The organism is Pseudoalteromonas haloplanktis ATCC 14393 (assembly GCF_000238355.1).
Classification (GTDB): Bacteria; Pseudomonadota; Gammaproteobacteria; order Enterobacterales; family Alteromonadaceae; genus Pseudoalteromonas; species Pseudoalteromonas haloplanktis.
In genome coordinates, this window is the sequence record NZ_AHCA01000001.1 from 322,360 (window position 1) to 341,166 (window position 18,807).

Here is an 18,807-nt window from a genome sequence, read left to right on the forward strand (position 1 = left end):
TATGAAAGCACTAATAAAATTACATGCAACCGATGATGTTGCTATTGCAATGCGAAATATCACTGCAGGCGAAATACTCCCTGTTGATAACGAAGAGCTCTTAGTCAATGAGAACATCGATAAAGGCCATAAAGTGGCACTGCGTGATATTGCTAAACAAGAAAATGTAATTAAATATGGCGCGCCCATTGGTTTTGCCCTAGAAAATATTCAAAAAGGCGGCTGGGTGCATACTCATTGTGTTAAAACCACCCTGAACGATGAGTTAGATTATCAGTATATTCCTGAGTTTATTGAGCAAAGTGAAGCAACGCCCTCACCTGCTGTGAATATTTACCGTCGAAAAAATGGCGAAGTCGGTATTCGAAACGAAATCTGGTTGATCCCCACAGTAGGTTGCGTTAATGGCATGATCAATCAAATGATCAAAGAATTTAAACAGCGTAACCCACAGTTAGAAATAGATGGTATTTATGCTTTTCCTCACCAATTTGGCTGCTCTCAGTTGGGTGATGATTTAGACACAACACGGATACTGCTACAAAACATGGCACTGCACCCTAATGCAGGTGGTGCTTTAGTCGTTGGCTTAGGCTGCGAAAACAACCAATTACCAGCCTTTCGTGATGGTTTAGGTGATTACGATGACAGCCGAATTAAATTTTTGATCACCCAACAAGCTGAAGATGAAATTGAAGAAGGCGTGGCTTTACTTGAGCAAATTTATGCGCAAGTAAAACAAGATAAACGCCAACCGGGCACTCTATCTGAAGTTAAATTTGGCCTTGAATGTGGTGGCAGCGATGGTTTGTCTGGTATTACCGCGAACCCAATGTTGGGTTATTTCTCTGATTATTTAATTGCTCAGGGTGGAACCACAGTACTGACTGAAGTTCCTGAAATGTTTGGCGCAGAAACCTTATTAATGTCGCGCTGCAAAGACGAAGACACCTTTAATAAATTGGTTAGCATGGTGAATAACTTTAAAGGTTATTACAAAGCACATAATCAACCGATTTACGAAAATCCATCACCGGGTAATAAAAAAGGCGGTATCACCACCTTAGAAGATAAATCACTGGGTTGTACGCAAAAAGCTGGCACCAGCAAAGTACAAGCAGTATTACATTATGGCGAGCGCTTACAAGTGCCAGGATTAAACCTATTGGATGCACCAGGTAATGATCCTATTGCCACCAGCGCGCTCGGTGCAGCTGGTTGTCATATGGTGTTATTTACTACGGGCCGCGGTACACCTTATGGTGGTTTCGTACCAACACTAAAAATTGCCACTAATTCGGAACTTGCAAATAAGAAAAAACGCTGGATTGATTTTGATGCTGGCGTATTAATTAACGATGTCACGATGGAACAAGTACACGGCGAGTTCGTGCAGTTACTCGTTGATATTGTAAACGGCAAGCCGACTTGCAATGAAATAAATGATATTCGCGAAGTCGCAATTTGGAAAAAGGGAGTAACATTGTAAATGAGCCCTAAGTCCATCGCAATTATTGGCGAGTGTATGGTTGAGCTAAGTGGCCAACCATTTACTGCCATGCAGCAAAACTATGGCGGAGATACCATGAACACCGCCATTTACTTAAAAAAACTTGCTGGTAACACGGTCAACGTTAATTACGTAAGCGCGATGGGCACCGACCCATTGAGTCGTGCATTGATCGATAAATGGCAAGCTCACCATATCAATACAGAGAGTGTACTACTTAGTCATAACAAGCAACCCGGTTTGTATATGATTCAAAATGATGCTTCGGGAGAGCGTACTTTTCAGTATTGGCGAAATGACTCCGCGGCTAAATATTTAGTGCAGCACGAAAACTTTGGTGATGTAGTTAAAGTCCTTGCCCATGTTGACGCCGTTTATTTATCAGGGATCTCATTAGCAATTTTGCCAGAACAAGACTGCCATACCTTGTTGACTCACTTAGCGCAGCTTAAACGACAAGGGGTGATGATCATCTATGACAGCAACTACCGCCCTGCGTTATGGTCTAGTAAAGAACACAGTCAGCAAACTAATAATAAAGCATATGCTCTTGCCGACTTAGCCTTAGTTACCTTTGATGATGAAGTCCAACTTTGGGCAGACACCTCTATCGCCGACTGTACGGCACGCTTGCATCAACAAGGTGCTAACGAAGTCATTATCAAGCTCGGCGCAGAGGGTTGCCAATATAGTAAAAAGCACGTTGATAAATCAGTATCCGTTGAAGCATTTAGTACACAAAAAATAGCAAAAGTGATCGATACAACAGCCGCTGGTGATTCGTTTAATGCAGGGTTCTTAGCATACTGGCTAACAGCACAGCCTATTAAACACTGTGCTCTAGCAGGTAATTTACTCGCAGCCCAAGTGATCCAACAACGCGGTGCCATTGTTGAAATTGACAGCCAAGCAATAAAAAACACAATAGAAAATAATTAACATGATGATGAAACAGTTTTTATTATATTTTTATTTATTCATTGGCTCTTTTGGCTTGCTGGCAGCAACACCACCAATAGGTAGCGAACCGAGTAAAATATTGTCTGTTAATAAGACACAGCCTACTGCCTTTAAAACCATACAAAGTGCCATTGACGCTAGTAGTCAGTATAAGTCTGTCATTATCTTGATTGGGCCTGGGTTATACCACGAGAAACTGTACATCACTCGTAATAATCTAAGCTTAGTAGGCAGTTCGCTTAGCGATACCCGAATCGAGTATGCTGAGCTGCGTAATAACTGGCGAGAAAAACATGACAGTGATTGGGGCGCAGCGGTGATCAATATCGCTGGCAGCGATATTAATATTGTGAACCTGAGTGTCACCAATAATTATGGTCGCTTGCATGATACCGATGAGCACCAATTTGCTATTCGCGGTTTTGAAAGCGCTACGCGGATCATATTACATCAATGTGATATTAGCGCCGATGGTGCTGATACCTTGAGCTTATGGAATAAAGAAAACGGGCTTTATTACCATTCTTATTGCTCATTTACTGGGGCAACGGATATGGTGTGCCCTCGTGGTACAGCGCTTATCGAGCACTCAACGTTTTTCAACCTGAAACAGACCGCAACCTTGTGGCATGACGGTGAACTGGACTCGGAGCAAAAACTAGTGGTCGCAAACAGTACATTTGATGGTGTAGAAAACTTTTGGCTAGGACGTCACCACTACGATGCGCAATTTTATTTGTTTAATAATCAATTTTCTAAAAACATGGCTAATAAAGCTATTTTTAAGAAAACCTATAAAGACACAACGCGTAACCGTAGCAACTATTATGGTGATCGTTACTACTTTTATGCTAATCAGAGCCCGCGAGATCACCTGTGGTTAGCAACCAATATAACTCCTGAGCAATACACACAGTTCACTGAGCCATCGTTAACGCAATGGGTATTTAAAAGTAAATGGCGACCTAAACACGTACTCAATGAACTACAAAAAGTAATACAACAACAGCAGTTTAAAAGCGAGCCGTTTACCTTATAAAAAAATTAACGCCTCGAAACCAAACCTGAGTGCATACCTAAGCCTATTTTTCTAAAATAAATGCTGTGAGACGCTTATTTTATTTAAGTAGACTTCCTCTCATGGGTATGCACTCGAATTGACTGTTTCACACGTTTTACACTGAAAAATATATAATCAAGCCGTTAACTTGCCGTCAGCATCAACACCACGCTGCCAATACGCTGAACATACTATTTTCTCTCGCGGTATCGCATAATTATCAATCGCTAAGTCTTTAATTGTACGCAGCAAAGAGGCTTCGAGTGCCATAAAAATCAATGGCTTTTGCGTATATTGGCTAAGCAACACCGTGATCTGATTAACTACATCGGTTTGTGGCTGCGCTGTCACTAACCAATTAACGCTGTGATTGCTGTGCGCTTTAATGGTATCAAGCGCGATAACATCGTTTGGATCAGCAATATGAATGATCACATCAACATTCGCACTGGCGGGTAGTTGCTGTAAATAGCCGTTGATGGCGTTAATTGCGGTCAGATCAGCAATCATTAAATACTGTGACTGACTAAAATCTTGCAGCTTCTTAGGTCCTGGGCCAGCAATAGCGAGTTTATCACCAGGCTTGGCTTGCTTGGCCCACTCAGTTGCAATACCACGATGCTGATCAACTACAAAATCAAGGGTAATTGTGTGGTTAAGCGTATCTATTGCTCTGATTGTATATGAGCGTCTAGGTGCTGGCTTATCCGCCTTAAGGTCTATTTCCACCTCATCTTGTCCCCTATGAGGTAATAGTACTTTTACATAAGCACCTTGTTGATCTGCTGGGAAATCATGAAACTCATCAGAGCCCACAACCAAACGCTTTAAATGTGGGGCGATATCGGTTGTACTGATCACAGTGGCACGACGTACTCTTCTAGTCATTGTTGTCTCCTCACGATTTTACTCATTGTTTAATTGCACAACGCCCCATTAGTTGATAAAGTCTACTATAAACATTTAATTGACTTTGTCAACTAACTAGGTGTGTAATGCCACAACAAAATTTAGCCTCAACCTTATTTACCCTTACACAAAGTTATCGACTGATTGTAAGAGATGCTATCAATGCCACCGAATTGGGATTGAATGCATTACATGTAAAATGCCTGCATATCATTGCTGATACTCCACACTGCACAGCAAATGATATCGTTAATAAAACACAACGCGATAAAGCACAAATAGCGCGTTTAATTAAAGAACTTTTGTCTTTAGCGCTGATCGCCAAGTGTGCAGATGAAAATGATAAGCGCTGTTTTATTTTGTCATTAACAAACAGCGGCCAAACACTTTATAAAACGTTAAAGCAAGCCGAGAGCACGGTTGATACCCTACTCTGTAAGGGCCTTGACCAAGCACAAATTGATAATTTTTTAATGGTCGCTAACACTATGATCAACAATGTGAATAACCAAAAATAGAAGGGGATTTACGCTTTATAGCGATCTTCTGCTTGGTAATTTATTAACGATTACACTATACTGTACAAACGTACAGTATAGTGTGTTTTTTATATGCTTGTTATTCCAATTTACATCGAAGCGGGTATTTGTGGCTTTGAATCCCCCGCAGCACAATACAAAGAGCTGGGGTTATCCCTTGATCAATTATTAATTAAGCACCCTGATGCAACCTTTATTGGCGTTGCCTCAGGGGAATCAATGCAAGGAGTGGGTATTTTTGACGGTGATTTACTGCTGGTTGATCGCGCTATTGATGCCAAAAATAATGATGTCATCGTAGCCAATCTAAACGGCTTATTTGTCTGCAAGTTACTTGATAAAACCAATGCGCGCTTATTATCAGCATCATCATTGTATGGCCCAGTGCAATTAACCCAAGAAGATGAGTTTCAACTAGAAGGCGTTGTTACCCTTTCTATCCGATTACACCGTACAAATCCTGAGTTACTGCAATGTATGCCTTAGTGGATGCAGTGGCATTTTATGCCAGCGCCGAGAAAGTGTTTAACCCTGCTTTGCGTACTAAACCGGTTGTGGTACTTACTAACAACGACGGCTGTATCTGTGCTGTGTGCCCGATTGCACGACGGCTAAATATTCCTAAGTTTCAGCCTTATTTTAAGGTTAAACATTTATTAGCCAAACATAATGTGGTTATTTGCTCATCTAACTATGAGTTGTATGCCGACTTGAGCGATAAGATGATGAATATCATCAGTCGCTTTTGCGATAATCAGTATGTGTATTCAATTGATGAATCATTTTTGCACTTTAACGGCTTTACGCCACTCATTAATGACTGGCACCAGTACGGCCAGTTAATTCGCCGTACTGTGTGGCGCGAAACTAAACTACCTGTGGGGGTTGGCTTCGGTCCTACGCCAACCTTGGCAAAAGCAGCTAATCATGCCGCAAAAAAACTCAGTGGTTTTAATGGCGTTGCCGTGATTGATAACGAACAATCGCGCACGACAATATTAGCAGCCATGGATGTAGGTGATGTTTGGGGGGTTGGCAGACGCTTGACTAAGAAATTAAAACTACTGAATATTAACAGCGCGCTCGATTTAGCCCAGCAATCCCCATCACATATAAAACGATTATTTAGTGTGGTACTTGCCCGCACTGTGGATGAGCTAAACGGTCGCCCTACTTTAAATTGGCATGATGTACAGCACAATAAGCACGAGGTGTTTTCAACTCGCAGCTTTGCTAATAGGTTAACTTGCCCTATTGCTTTAAAAACAGCGCTAGTGAGTCATGCCATGATTGTTGCACGTAAACTACGCGCCCAGCACTGTGTCACTAAGCGATTATTGCTGTTTATTGCCAGCTCCCCTCATGAGCAACATTACGCAAAAAAATCTCTTATTTATGAACTACCGACCCCCAGTGCCGACAGCACTATCTTTGCTAATGCAGTAACCGCTATTTTCGAACAACTGTATCAAGTGGGTGTACGGTATTATAAATGTGGAGTTGGGGCATTAGAGGTAAGTGCGGCGCAGTTTCAGCAACACGATTTATTTAATCAAAAAACAGATAATATTAAACTTATGTCCTGTTTAGATGCTGTCAATAAACGTTATGGCGCAGATACATTAACCCTTGCCAGTCAGCAACAAACTAACCAATGGCACATGAAACGCACTTTTTTATCGCCCCACTATACAACGCGCTGGCACCACTTACCGAAAATAGCGTGTTGCTAGCGTTGTAACTCAAACTGACAAACGTTATCACTATTTTCCACACTATAATGTAAGCGGCTATCGGCAATAAATCGTAAGGTCTGGCTAGTATTAAGATTATCGCTGTCGTTTTCACAACGAGTATGGCGTAAAGACATAGTGATGCTTTGCGTAGTGTATTTATATTTTGTGGTGACTAAACAGAAATTTGCTACTTTGTTAGTTTGTGTTCCATTATGCAGAGCATTAAACATGATACTATTGCCAAGTTTAAAGCCCAGATCAGGGTTATTTTTATCAAGCCAGGTAAGCGCTCCAGAAGTGCAATTATCCGCAGTACCAGCCACGACTTGATAATTACCCACTTTGCTATTCAACAAAGATATAAACTGACTTTTATTACTGGGCAACTCAGTTTTAGCGCAGCCTAAGGCGCTCATAGATAAGCAGATGGTATACAGTAAGACTTCACTATAACGCATTAAAAACCTAATTATTCGTGGTGTGTACCATCAGCATAGCATAACTACAATAATTAAAATAACATCAATCAGCTAAATGCTTATCTAAGTTATTGAATAAACCGACGTATTATTGCCAATACTTAGCAAACAACTGCGGGTAGGCAAGTTTTAAAAACTTAGCTTTATCTTTAAAACGTTTACCTTTTGGTTGCTCAAGACCTGATGGTACAAACGGTAACTCATCGTCATTACGCGCTTCATAAAGCAACCCGGCTATTAGATCATATTCATCTAAATACGGATAAGGCTGCTCATTTAGGTGATAAACTGGCGTACACTCAGCGAGTGAATCTGGATTTTCCAGCGCAGCGTTAAAGGCGGCCTCACCACGAGAAATCAACCAACAGCGAAATTCAGAAAAACCATAGTCATCGTTACAACCCGCCATTACAAAGGCTGCACCAAATAATTCCCACGTATAGCTTTGGCGCATACAGATACTAAACTGTTTATCAAATTCAATTAGTTGATCATCAGTTAGATCACTTAACAGGCTTTTCAAGCGCTCACTTACCGACTCTGGCTCAGCGGTTTTGTCTTCAACAGTCACTAATTGCCAAAACTCGCTCGATGAAAGCACGCTCATGAGATAATCTCTTTTACACGGCCCACTTGACCATCTTCTAATTGCACCTTAATACCATGAGGGTGAGAGGGTGATTTAGTCAGTAACCGTGAAACAATACCATTAGTAAGGGTACCACTGCGTTGATCTTGTTTTAAAACAATATTGACTTCAATGCCAGGGGAAATTTGAGAACGAGTAGGAACAGCCATAAATATATCTCTTTTACTATTTGGCTCGATTATAGCGGTATGTGAGGCCTACACCAAATTAAACTACAGTGATAGTAATCGTTTGTTGTTCGTTCACTGTTAAAATTGAATTTACCTGTGTATTGATCTCACCCGCTTTCCCAATTAATTGAAAATCAAAACCTTGTCCATTACCATCAAGGATACAACTGAGGTAATTATCACTGATTGTGATTTGGCTTACTCTGCTAATATCAACCTCAGCTATTTTTTTTATTGGCGCCTGTTTTATCACTAATTGATTGTTCACTCGTGTTATTGCATTAACCAAAGCATGTTGTTTTATAAATTTTTCACTGTAGCGTCGTGAGAATGCCCAAAAAGCAATTGCGATAATAAACCCATTACTAAAAACAAGCATCGGCATACCATTAGTTGACGCTGTACTTTGATAAATACCTAAAATAAAAAATATCACAGCAAGGGTTAACAAACTGCGGCGCTTTTGTTTATTCGTCAAATTCGCAAACATAAACTCCCTTACATTGCTAAAAAATTGATTGTCTGTGGCTTTATATCTATAACGGTGAGTTGTTTGTTTATCTCACTTTCAATAGCCGGTAAGTACAGCTCACTCGCAGCGTGTGACAATGCTAAGTCATCAACAAAGTAGCAGGTTACTTGCAATGTATTTGTTGGCTTTTTTAAATTAACTATATGAGTTAAGTGGCTAAAATCGCTATGACTGTCTTTTATATTTTCACAAGCACATGTCAACGCTTTACGCAGCATACTGTTGAGTCGTTTTTCTGTTTTAGTCATTTTTAGTTGTTTGTTCTGTGGCTCTATTTTTTTTATATTCGTCGTAACTATCTTCTTGGCGCTTAATGCATTCATGGTATTCTTTATCGGCCATGTAACTACATTCACCTAAACGCGCAGATTGAATTTCGTGATAACGGCTATCTGATGAGCACGCCGATAAGATAAAAACAATTGAAGCACTAAAAAGTAACTTCAGTGTATTGAAAACCATTAAAAATTCCTTACATTTTATACCGCAAAACTAATTCATCAAACGTGGTTTTGCTGTATATTGCAAACGTTTCAAATTAACTACCGTTAAGGCCGTATTATGATGTTGTCGCAGTTACAAGAGCTGTTCCAGCGTATCGATAAAAGTAAAATATTTCAATCATTTGTTATCGCCGTTATTGTTGTATCTGCATTGACTGTTGGTGCACACACTTACTCATTGCACCCGAGTGTTGAATTTGCGCTGCACTGGATGGACGTTGGGATCACCATATTCTTCTTAATCGAGCTTGTGATCCGCTATGTTGCAAGCAAAGGGATCAAGGATTTCTTTTCCAAAGGCTGGAATATTTTTGATTTTATTATCGTCGTTGGGAGCTTATACCCTGCAGCGGGATCAACTATCTTTATTGCCCGATTGTTAAGAATCTTCCGCGTCTTGCGGCTGGTCTCTATGATCCCAGAACTGCGTTTACTGGTTAACTCATTACTCAAAGCCATTCCACAAATGGGGTATATCGCATTATTGATGTTTGTTATTTTCTACATATATGCCGCAATGGGCAGTATGTTATTCGCAGACATAAACCCCGTGTTATGGGGTGACGTGTCAATCTCAATGTTAACACTATTTAGGATTGCCACATTCGAAGATTGGACCGATGTCATGTACGAAACCATGGCGGTTTATAAGTTAAGCTGGATTTTCTACTTAACCTTTATATTTTTAACGGCGTTTGTATTTTTAAATATGATGGTCGGGGCAATTTTAGAAGTTATGTCTGAAGAGCACCGTAACGCCCGAGAAGAACAAGCAGATGTCGACTCTTTACCAGCAACACAAGGACAAATTAATCAATTAAAAGCTCAACTCGATGAATTAAAAGCATTGCTTGAGAAAAAATAAATAAAAAAGGCTGATAGGTTCTATCAGCCTTTTCACTATCAATTATTAAATTGCTTGATGTACTGGCACTAACTAGAAGCGATAATTTGCACTTAACACAACAGAGCGAGACTGTCCGTAATAACAATAGTAATCGCATGCTGATACATACTCTTTATCTAAAATATTATTCACGTTCAGCTGTAGCTGCCATTGTTCAGCGATACTATAGCTTACAACCGCATCCCATAGGGTGGCACTTTTAACTGTTAAGTCGCTGCTGGCGGGGCTATCTTTTGACTCCCCCATATAACGAAGACCCGAGCCAATATTCAGGCCATTAATACCCGCAAACGATGCATCGTAATCAACCCACACTGAAGCGGCATTTTTAGGAATAAGTCCAGCTTGTTTAGTACCTTGCCCAGCGGTGTCATCGGTTGTGGCATCAGTATAAGTGTAGCTTGCTGTTAATTTAACACTTTGCGATGCCTGAGTGACCGTTTCCAGCTCAATCCCTTGCGAACTCACTTCACCTGTTTGCGTGGCAACAAACGTCGCTGGGTTTGTTACCAAAGCATTTTCTTGAGTAATATCAAACCATGATGCGTTAATGTAACCATCAATGAAGCTTGGTTGGTATTTAACGCCAAGCTCAACTTGTTCACCTTCCAACGGTTTATATAACTCTCCCGTTGCTGGATCTATCGTACTTAACACCTCAAATGACTGCGCATAACTGGCATACGGAGATAAACCACTCTCAGCTAAATACATCACCCCAGCATTAAGTGATAACTGATCATCTTTTTGTGATTGCTGCTGAGCAAGTTTATTACTTTGATTATCTGTTTTAACTTCATCGTAACGTGCACCAACAAGGGCAATCCACTGTGAATCAAATTTAACTTGATATTGCGAATACGCACTTACTTGAGATTTGCTTATTTCGCGGTCAATATTATTAGCAGAATCTAAGGCTGTATAATTACCATACTCAGGCTGCCACGGATCAATGGTCCCAAAGCTATAGTTATCTTGTTCGTCACCATTGGTTTCATGATATTGTAAATCGATACCTGCAAGTAGCGTATGTTCAAGGCGTGCGCTATTCCAATTAGCAACAGCTTTATTATCAAGGGTTACACTTTGATTATTACCATCACGAAATACAATGCCGCGATATAATTGTGTCGCTTGCGGATCTGAATTTGGAAATGCATAAGCGCTACGTAAAAATAAATCGTTATGACCATAATTAAATTTTTGCGATAACACCCATGTATCATTCAAGGTATGTTCGAGGGAGTAACCAACAGACATTTGACTACGCTTATATTTATCATAGTCCGGCTCGCCTAAATTGGTAGCAGGATCTATTTGACCATAAGGCGTATCAATAACCGTACCCGCTGCAGGAAAAAATGGATTAGTAGGCGTACCATCGTCTTTTAGGTAAGTTGCCATTAATGTCATTATTGTTTTATTTGAAATATCAATTTCTAAGCTAGGCGCAAAATAAATACGATCATTTTGTGATCCATTTAGTTCACCGTCATTACTTTTCAATAAACCAACCATACGATAACGCATTGAGTTACTTTCATTCGCTTGACCTGACACATCTAAGCCAATTGATTTAAGGTTGTTATTACCCACTTCCAAGCGTATTTCTCCAGGCGGCGCATAACTTGGTTTTTTTAAAACCGCATTGACCACCCCACCTGGAGGCGCTTCACCAAATAAAATCGCTGAAGGGCCTTTAACAACTTCAACTTGCTGCAAGCCAAATGGCTCAAGCAACCAAGTATAATAGCCATCACGGAATAAACGATTGCCATCTAGATAAGTTGCAGCGTCAAAGCCACGTACTTTAAACCAATCGGTATCATTGTCAGCGCCATATGGCTGCACTGTTACACCTGAGGTATAGCGCAGAGCTTCATCTAATTTTTGTGGAGCTCGAATAGCGAGCTCTTCTTTTGTTAAGATAGAGACCGCTTTAGGCGTTTCTTGGGCAGGGGTATCTATTTTCAATGCCTGAGCGAAAACTTCAATTGATTCAATATCATCTGCTGCTTGAGATTGAAAACTAACAAATCCCCCGAAAGGAACAGCGATAACCGTCAGAATTGCTTTCGTTAATAGATTTAATCTGATGGGGTAACTCACGCGCATGTGCACCTCTGTTTAAGCTTATACAATAATCTAAATTATTATCAAATACATTTAAGTCATTATACTGAACAAAAAACAACGCTGTACAGATTATTCACAAAAACAGAAGAATATTTATATTAGCAATAAAAAAAGAGGACATAGTCCTCTTTTTAAAAACAAAGCGAAAACGAATTAATTGTTATCAACAATAATTCGTAGCATACGACGTAAAGGCTCTGCAGCGCCCCATAATAATTGGTCGCCAACGGTAAATGCGCTGATATATTTAGGACCCATCGCTAATTTACGAATACGTCCTACAGGGATACTAAGCGTGCCAGTTACTTTCACAGGTGTTAAATCAGTAGCTGTAATATCTCGCTCATTAGGAATAACTTTAACCCACTCATTATGTGATGCTAAAATTTGCTCGATTTTCTCAACGCTAATATCTTCACGTAATTTAATGGTCATTGCTTGTGAGTGACAACGCATGGCACCAATACGTACGCATAAACCATCTACAGGCACAGGTTGTTTAGATGAGCCTAAAATCTTATTCGCTTCAACTTGCGCTTTCCATTCTTCTTTTGATTGGCCTGATGGCATTGGCACATCAATCCAAGGAATTAAACTACCAGCCAAAGGCACGCCAAATTGATCTTGCGGCAAATCACTTGATGCAATTTGCTGCGTGACTAGTTTATCAATTTCTAAGATAGCCGCTTGTGGGTCGGCAAGTTTATCAGCAACACTTGCGTGAATAGAACCCATTTGAGCGATTAGCTCTTTCATATTACGCGCACCAGCACCTGAGGCTGCTTGATAGGTCATTGGGCTTACCCACTCAATCAAGTCTTGCTCAAATAAACCACCCAGCGCTAATAACATCAGTGAAACCGTGCAGTTACCACCCACATAGGTTTTAACACCTTGCTCAAGGCCTTGTTCAATCACATCTTTATTGACAGGGTCGAGTACAATAATACTGTCATCACTCATACGAAGAGCAGACGCTGCATCAATCCAGTAACCATCCCAACCGGCTTCACGTAACTGCGGGTAAACGGCTTTGGTATAATCACCACCTTGACAGGTAATAATAATGTCCATTTGCGCGAGTGAGTCAAAATCCATTGCATCGAGTAATGGTTTAGCAGGACCCGCTAAATCAGGGCCAAGTTGACCGGTTTGCGAGGTAGTAAAAAAAGTGGTGTCGATATGAGCAAAATCATTTTCTTGTTGCATACGCTCTAATAATACAGAGCCAACCATGCCCCGCCATCCGACCAATCCTACTTTTTTCATTGTTTGTTCCACTGTTTGAGTCATAAGAAATACCTAATTCATTAAAAATTAAAATTCATTGCGTGAGATTTAATTTTTAGAACAGTTAATCTAGCACTGTGATCGAGGCAACACCAGTGTTACTCATAGAACATAAAATTTTTTCATATTCAATCTATCATCAATTGTTGATAACAACATTGTTTTGCTTCTTAACTAAAGCAGATAATCTTCAAGGCACAAAGCTAACGTCGAAACTAACTACAGTACCCAGCTTATTAATGTGTACATACTGTATTTTCATTCCTAAATAGGTTAATAGAAATGCAATAAATAAGATTTACAATGAACTTGCACTTTGAAGTTAGATGTATTGTGTATTATTTTATTTTTTAAAAGGAATCAAACAAATGAAAACATCATACTTATCTAGCCTAATTGTAGTCTTGTTATCTTTAGGTGTATCAGCACAGGCTAACGAAATCAATGTAGAATCGAATACATCTTTTGCCAGCTCAACAACCAGTGTTGAGCAAGTAACAGGTTCCACAACCAGCTTATCTACAGCGACATATATCAACCCTACCGTACGAGTAAATAATAGTTATAGAAACTTTTTTGTCGGTTCATTATCTGGCAACCAATTTTGCAAAGAGCAAGGCTATAAAGAGGAAGTAACTGGCAGTGCTGTAAAATGTGGTGAAGATGAGTCTTCCTATGCAGAATACGATTGGTACGATAGCGCATGGGCTTCAAAAAGTACTGGGAGTAAAAACCAGTGCTATCCTTTGTATGCAAGCATAAAATGCGGTAACTAGAGTCCACAAAAGAACCCAGAATTATATTTCTGGGTTCTTATAAAGCCTCACTGTATCTGCAGTTTAAAATCCCTGACCTATCTGTTTAAAATCTTAATCCTAATAATAACGCCATATAAAAGTATGTATGCACAATAAGCCACGACAATAAAAAAGCCCTACACAAGGTAGGGCAATTATTGTAAGTTTTTATATTCGCCTTCCTAGGCTATGTTTTAGAACTCGTAAGAGTAACTGATACTTAGTTCAGTGCCTTCATCACGTGAACGAACAATGATATCTGACTGAGTAACCTCTTTATCTTCATTAAGTAAGTTTTGTACTTTGAATTTAACTTTAGAGTTAAAATTTGGATACCAAGTATAAACTAAATCCAATGAGTTAAATGGTTGCTCATACGCATCATCACGACCCGCAACACCCGCAGCAAGAATACGTTCACCAAAAACGTTATAGACTAATGATGCACTATGAATACCATCGGGTGAATCATAGTTTAATTGCATATTAACGACATATTTTGAATGACCTGTCATACGCTTTTTAGGATTAGTTAAATTACCAGCTAATGCAGGGTCGATAGTCGCTTCGGAGTCACTCAATGTAATATTACCACTGGTGAAAAGACCTTCAGTTAGCATTGTAAGGTCTTGTAACCACTCTGCTTCAACACCGTAAACTTCTGCTGTATCGCCATTAACAAAACTAGCAGAGTAATCATCGTCGCCGACTCTTAATACTGTTTCAATTGGCGCTTGAATATCTTTATAGAATGCAGCTACGCTGAATGAGTTACCAGCTTGGCCATAGTATTCATAACGTAAATCGTAGTTTTTAATCGGGCTGCTTTTGAGGCCAACACGTCCAAATGTACGAATATCAGTGAGCGGATCAAAGTATGTAACCGGTACAACTTCACGAAAGTCAGGTCGAACAACAGTTTCACCATAGCCAGCACGAATTTGATAATCTTCACCGCCTAGGTAGGTTAACGACAGAGCTGGATACCAATCATCTTCTAAGATAGTCCCTGCCTCAATCTTTTCAGGAGACCAAATATTTTGTAGGTCTTCACCATCAAAGATTAAACTCGAAGTACCCACAGATGATTGACTAAACTGCTCATAACGAATACCACCGCTAACACGTAGCCATTGATCATAGATAACATCAAAAGAACCGTATCCTGCATCTATTTTTTGCGCAGCGATATAATCATCAGCATCAGGAGCTGTTGGCTCATTAAAGTCGACTAAGACACCATTATTATCGATAAACTCATCTGAAAGATAACCGCTATTAGCAAGAGGATCATTTGTACCATCGTTTATTGTGATTGGTGAGCCTGAGCTGTTATTAACTGTAAAGCTTGATGTATTATACACACGTGCTCTATCTGAAAAATCATAACCAACTTTGAATTCTACCTCCATAGAATCAAAAGTAAGTGGCAGGTTAAAATTACCACCGTATGAAGTAACATGCTCCTCCATGTCTGTATAAGACATGATCACACGGTTGTCATCACCTGTGATTGTTGACCCAGCGTAATTACCTTCACTATCGTATTGGTCTCTAAATTTATAGTTAGCATTTGTTGGAATATCTGTAGTCGCTTCAGAGCGTGTATATTGCCAATCAAAACCAACCCCCCAGTAATCAAGGAAAGTATGTTGGCCTAAAAATTGGCTAATATTTAACTCTCTTTGCTCTAGGTTAAACTCATGGTTACGGTTTGCAATGCCATTACCTGCAATACTAAATGTAGAACTGCCCGCAGGGCTTTGAGAAATTGAAACTTCAGTTTCATCCTCATTATCTACAATGTATAAATGCTGCGCTGAAATACTATGAGTTTTATAAGAATAACCAACACTTCCAGTTAAGTTATAGCGCTCGTTTTCAGTCGTAACTGTAGAGTCTTTTAATGTATTGTAACAAGATGCGGCAACATCTTCCGATGTTTTCAACGTAGTTGAGCAGTTTTCTAAATCCTCTTGATCTTGTGTAATAACTGATGAGAACTGTGTTCTAGAATCCCATTCATTTACATAGGCACCAGAGAGTAAAAAACCGATTTTGCCACCAAAATAAGACTCTTCGTAACTATCGCCTATATGCGCTTTAACACCATATTCGGGATCAATTGAATCTTCTTCTAATGCATAATTTCGCGGCAGTGATTTAAGTAATTGGTTATTAATAGCCGTAGCTTGCTCAGCGCGAGTGCCTTGTTCACTATCAACTAAAAGGTCTCTGCTTACAATATTACTAACACTAAAGTTACCGTGGTATTGCACAATTGCATCTTTTAATGCTTGTGGAATTGCACTGTCTGATCCTGAATATTTATAACCATCATTAGCAGAAGTGTTATACCCAACTCCAAGTTCAACGCCAGCAGTAAACTCTGATGGAATTGATTTAGTGCGAATATCTATATTACCACCACCAAACGCTGCTGGCATATCTGGCGAGTAGGCTTTTTGTACCGCCATACTCTCAATAATACTCGCTGGGAATATATCTAATGGCAGTACATTTCTAGTTAAATCTGGACTTGGAACATATGCACCATTTAAGCGAGCACTTGAATAACGTTCACCTAAACCACGCACATAAATAAATTTACCATCTACGAGCGTTAAACCAGTAACCCGGCGAAGTGCAGATGCAGCATCACTATCACCAGTTCTTGAAAGTTGTTCAGCACCTAGTATATCTGCAACAAAAGCTTGATTTTTACGCTCTTCAACTACGGCAGCTGCGCTACCTTGAAGGCGTGTACCAACAGCAACAACTTCTTCAATTTCGTTATTTTCGAGTTGTTCGTCAGCTGCGCTTACATAACTAGTGTGAATAAACAATCCCAGGCCAATTGCGAGTGACAGTTTACTCAGCCTATATTGTTTTGACATGATTTACATCCTAATCAATTTGATAAAAAACAGGCGCCAATTGCTTGTGACTAAGCATGAAGGCGCCTACATTTCATAACTCTAAATGAGCAGGTATTAGTCTTGAGCAGCTGCTGCAAGAGCAGTTTCAACCCACTTGTACCAGCTAGAGCTAGTATCTTGATCAGATACTGCACCGATGTAATCCACAGTTTCGAAAAAGCTATCATCAAGAATAGTTAAATCATTAGCAGCGATTGTTATATCTGTAGAGGCTGTATTAGTAGCGAAGCCATTATCAGCGAATACTACAACATCATCAGTTAAAATTTCACTACTACCGCCATTTTCAAACCAAGAAGCTTTTGTTTGAGCTGCTAATGGGCCACCCGCAAATGTATCTGTTTCTGCGAAGTTTGATGAACAAGCCATAACAGAATTATTAAACATAATTTTATCGGCTTTTTTTTCTCCCTCAGAAGAAAGCTCGATACAACTCGATTCCACTGCATTTTTCTTAACTAACAAAGCATTATAAATATTAGCATTAAACTCATCGTCAAACTTAAAAGCTTGTGAAGGGTCATCATCACGTACTGACTTAGCGTCAGTAGTCATAACCGTAATATTTGCTAGGGTTGGATTACTTGGTGCCACTTCAGCAGAAGATTCACCTTTAACACCGTCTGATTCAAAACCATTATTACCCATATTTGCAATTGTGCCATCAGCAAGTGTTACAGTGCCGTGTTGAACAAATAAGAATTGACCTTTACCTTGCCAACCTGCATCGAAGTCAAATGAATCATCTTGCGTATCAGTAACAACAATGTGTTTAATTGTCGCTGCACCACCAAAAAACTCGATACCGTCATCAAAACCTTGGTGGATATGCAAGTAATCAAATGCTGAACCGGAACCCACAGCATTAAGCGTTAGTGAGTTAAGGTCATCGCCTTCACCACCCACTTTAGGGCCTGAACCTGCATACCAAATTTTAGCCCACTTAATGCTACCGCTTGAGTCACTATTATCATTACCGCCAAAGTAACTTGTAATACCTTCAGATGGCACATTACATGTAGTTGCTGCTCGCTCTGCATCAGTACATTGATCAGTAATGCCGTTACCGTTGATTATGATACCGCCCCAATCAGCATAACGAGCGCCATTACCTGCACTATCAAAACGGTCAAAAGCATTTGCAGACGTGAATGTAATTGGTTTAGCTTCTGTACCGTTTGCTTGAATTTTAGCACCTCGGGCAATACGAATTATTGCTTCACCAGATTGAAAAGCAAGTGTTGCGCCAGGCTCTACTGTTAAAGTAGGCCCATTTTCCGGCACAACAAAACCGCTTGTTGTATCACCATCGTTGCCAATTAGTAAGGCATCGGAGAATAAGTGAACACCACCATCTGGGATTTCTTTGAAAGTTATATTACTAGTGATCTCAATAGATTTACTTGCGAATGAATCATTGTACGTACAATCTTTACCATCAAAAATACCTTGTACAGTACCTGCATCTGACTCGTAACTAGCACACTCAAAATCATCAGTGTTACCACCACCACTAGTATTATTAGAATTATTCACACTGTTATCTGTAGTCGTACTATTATCGTTAACAGTTGGGGTGATCTCAATATCTCCTCCACAACCTGCAAGCGTCATAGCAGCAGCCACAAGACTGATTTTAAATAAGCCAGATAATTTCATTGTTCACTCCATTTGGGTAATTAATATTTAGT

The 18,807-nt window shown here is 39.8% G+C and carries 19 protein-coding genes; 8 read left to right on the forward strand and 11 right to left on the reverse strand.

What is annotated here, in order from left to right; genetic code table 11:
- Nucleotide 1 precedes the first annotated feature (1 nt).
- From PHAL_RS0101230 to PHAL_RS0101240, 3 genes are read left to right on the forward strand one after another with little or no spacing between them, the layout of a single operon-like run.
- The gene (locus PHAL_RS0101230) at nucleotides 2–1,489 is read left to right on the forward strand and encodes a UxaA family hydrolase (RefSeq protein WP_016706577.1); all 1,488 of its coding nucleotides are present in this window, start codon (nucleotides 2–4) and stop codon (nucleotides 1,487–1,489) included.
- Nucleotides 1,490–2,449 (forward strand): sugar kinase, encoded by a 960-nt coding sequence (locus tag PHAL_RS0101235; RefSeq protein WP_016706578.1) that lies wholly within the window; start codon nucleotides 1,490–1,492, stop codon nucleotides 2,447–2,449. It begins immediately after the preceding gene.
- A gap of 1 nt (nucleotide 2,450) precedes the next feature.
- Nucleotides 2,451–3,509 carry a pectinesterase family protein gene (locus PHAL_RS0101240; RefSeq protein WP_016706579.1) on the forward strand — a complete coding sequence of 353 codons (1,059 nt, stop codon included), beginning with the start codon at nucleotides 2,451–2,453 and terminating at the stop codon, nucleotides 3,507–3,509.
- Between the two features lie 156 nt (nucleotides 3,510–3,665).
- Here PHAL_RS0101240 and PHAL_RS0101245 read toward each other — a convergent pair whose 3' ends face one another.
- Entirely contained in the window at nucleotides 3,666–4,418 is a 753-nt protein-coding gene (locus PHAL_RS0101245; RefSeq protein ID WP_016706580.1) for a siderophore-interacting protein, read from the reverse strand.
- A gap of 107 nt (nucleotides 4,419–4,525) precedes the next feature.
- Here PHAL_RS0101245 and PHAL_RS0101250 point away from each other — a divergent pair, with 107 nt between their 5' ends.
- The 3 genes from PHAL_RS0101250 (at nucleotide 4,526) to PHAL_RS0101260 (ending at nucleotide 6,711) form a co-directional block, all read left to right on the forward strand.
- Complete coding sequence (locus PHAL_RS0101250) at nucleotides 4,526–4,957, forward strand: MarR family winged helix-turn-helix transcriptional regulator (RefSeq protein ID WP_016706581.1); 432 nt, start codon at nucleotides 4,526–4,528, stop codon at nucleotides 4,955–4,957.
- Nucleotides 4,958–5,050: 93 nt separating this feature from the next.
- On the forward strand, nucleotides 5,051–5,464 hold the full coding sequence (umuD, locus tag PHAL_RS0101255; RefSeq protein ID WP_016706582.1) for a translesion error-prone DNA polymerase V autoproteolytic subunit: 414 nt from the start codon (nucleotides 5,051–5,053) through the stop codon (nucleotides 5,462–5,464).
- Nucleotides 5,452–6,711 carry a Y-family DNA polymerase gene (locus PHAL_RS0101260; RefSeq protein ID WP_016706583.1) on the forward strand — a complete coding sequence of 420 codons (1,260 nt, stop codon included), beginning with the start codon at nucleotides 5,452–5,454 and terminating at the stop codon, nucleotides 6,709–6,711. Before umuD ends, PHAL_RS0101260 begins: the two co-directional genes overlap by 13 nt.
- Here the strand turns inward: PHAL_RS0101260 and PHAL_RS0101265 are convergent.
- The 6 genes from PHAL_RS0101265 to PHAL_RS0101290 all read right to left on the reverse strand — a co-directional run bounded on the left by PHAL_RS0101265 (nucleotide 6,708) and on the right by PHAL_RS0101290 (nucleotide 9,006).
- Nucleotides 6,708–7,172, reverse strand: coding sequence for a hypothetical protein (locus tag PHAL_RS0101265; RefSeq protein WP_016706584.1), 465 nt, complete (start codon nucleotides 7,170–7,172; stop codon nucleotides 6,708–6,710). The genes PHAL_RS0101260 and PHAL_RS0101265 overlap by 4 nt on opposite strands.
- Before the next feature lie 109 nt (nucleotides 7,173–7,281).
- A complete protein-coding gene (locus tag PHAL_RS0101270; protein WP_016706585.1) occupies nucleotides 7,282–7,800 on the reverse strand; it encodes a DUF4240 domain-containing protein in 519 nt (172 codons plus the stop codon).
- On the reverse strand, nucleotides 7,797–7,991 hold the full coding sequence (locus PHAL_RS0101275) for a YwbE family protein (RefSeq protein ID WP_016706586.1): 195 nt from the start codon (nucleotides 7,989–7,991) through the stop codon (nucleotides 7,797–7,799). The genes PHAL_RS0101270 and PHAL_RS0101275 overlap by 4 nt, the downstream gene beginning before the upstream one ends.
- A 58-nt stretch (nucleotides 7,992–8,049) precedes the next feature.
- A complete protein-coding gene (locus tag PHAL_RS0101280) occupies nucleotides 8,050–8,502 on the reverse strand; it encodes a hypothetical protein (protein WP_016706587.1) in 453 nt (150 codons plus the stop codon).
- A gap of 8 nt (nucleotides 8,503–8,510) precedes the next feature.
- On the reverse strand, nucleotides 8,511–8,792 hold the full coding sequence (locus PHAL_RS0101285) for a hypothetical protein (RefSeq protein ID WP_016706588.1): 282 nt from the start codon (nucleotides 8,790–8,792) through the stop codon (nucleotides 8,511–8,513).
- The gene (locus tag PHAL_RS0101290) at nucleotides 8,785–9,006 is read right to left on the reverse strand and encodes a hypothetical protein (protein ID WP_016706589.1); all 222 of its coding nucleotides are present in this window, start codon (nucleotides 9,004–9,006) and stop codon (nucleotides 8,785–8,787) included. The genes PHAL_RS0101285 and PHAL_RS0101290 overlap by 8 nt, the downstream gene beginning before the upstream one ends.
- A 102-nt stretch (nucleotides 9,007–9,108) precedes the next feature.
- On the opposite strand from PHAL_RS0101290, the gene PHAL_RS0101295 reads away from it, so the two are divergent.
- Complete coding sequence (locus PHAL_RS0101295; protein ID WP_029215969.1) at nucleotides 9,109–9,912, forward strand: ion transporter; 804 nt, start codon at nucleotides 9,109–9,111, stop codon at nucleotides 9,910–9,912.
- Nucleotides 9,913–9,984: 72 nt separating this feature from the next.
- Here the strand turns inward: PHAL_RS0101295 and PHAL_RS0101300 are convergent, their stop codons facing one another.
- The gene (locus PHAL_RS0101300; protein ID WP_016706591.1) at nucleotides 9,985–12,069 is read right to left on the reverse strand and encodes a TonB-dependent siderophore receptor; all 2,085 of its coding nucleotides are present in this window, start codon (nucleotides 12,067–12,069) and stop codon (nucleotides 9,985–9,987) included.
- A 174-nt stretch (nucleotides 12,070–12,243) separates the two neighbouring features.
- Complete coding sequence (asd, locus tag PHAL_RS0101305) at nucleotides 12,244–13,383, reverse strand: aspartate-semialdehyde dehydrogenase (RefSeq protein WP_016706592.1); 1,140 nt, start codon at nucleotides 13,381–13,383, stop codon at nucleotides 12,244–12,246.
- A 365-nt stretch (nucleotides 13,384–13,748) separates the two neighbouring features.
- Here asd and PHAL_RS0101310 point away from each other — a divergent pair, with 365 nt between their 5' ends.
- A complete protein-coding gene (locus tag PHAL_RS0101310) occupies nucleotides 13,749–14,156 on the forward strand; it encodes a hypothetical protein (RefSeq protein ID WP_016706593.1) in 408 nt (135 codons plus the stop codon).
- Nucleotides 14,157–14,371: 215 nt separating this feature from the next.
- Here the strand turns inward: PHAL_RS0101310 and PHAL_RS0101315 are convergent, their stop codons facing one another.
- Both PHAL_RS0101315 and PHAL_RS0101320 read right to left on the reverse strand, forming a co-directional pair.
- Complete coding sequence (locus PHAL_RS0101315; protein WP_016706594.1) at nucleotides 14,372–17,074, reverse strand: TonB-dependent receptor domain-containing protein; 2,703 nt, start codon at nucleotides 17,072–17,074, stop codon at nucleotides 14,372–14,374.
- Between the two features lie 96 nt (nucleotides 17,075–17,170).
- Complete coding sequence (locus tag PHAL_RS0101320) at nucleotides 17,171–18,775, reverse strand: hypothetical protein (RefSeq protein ID WP_016706595.1); 1,605 nt, start codon at nucleotides 18,773–18,775, stop codon at nucleotides 17,171–17,173.
- Nucleotides 18,776–18,807: the final 32 nt, after the last annotated feature.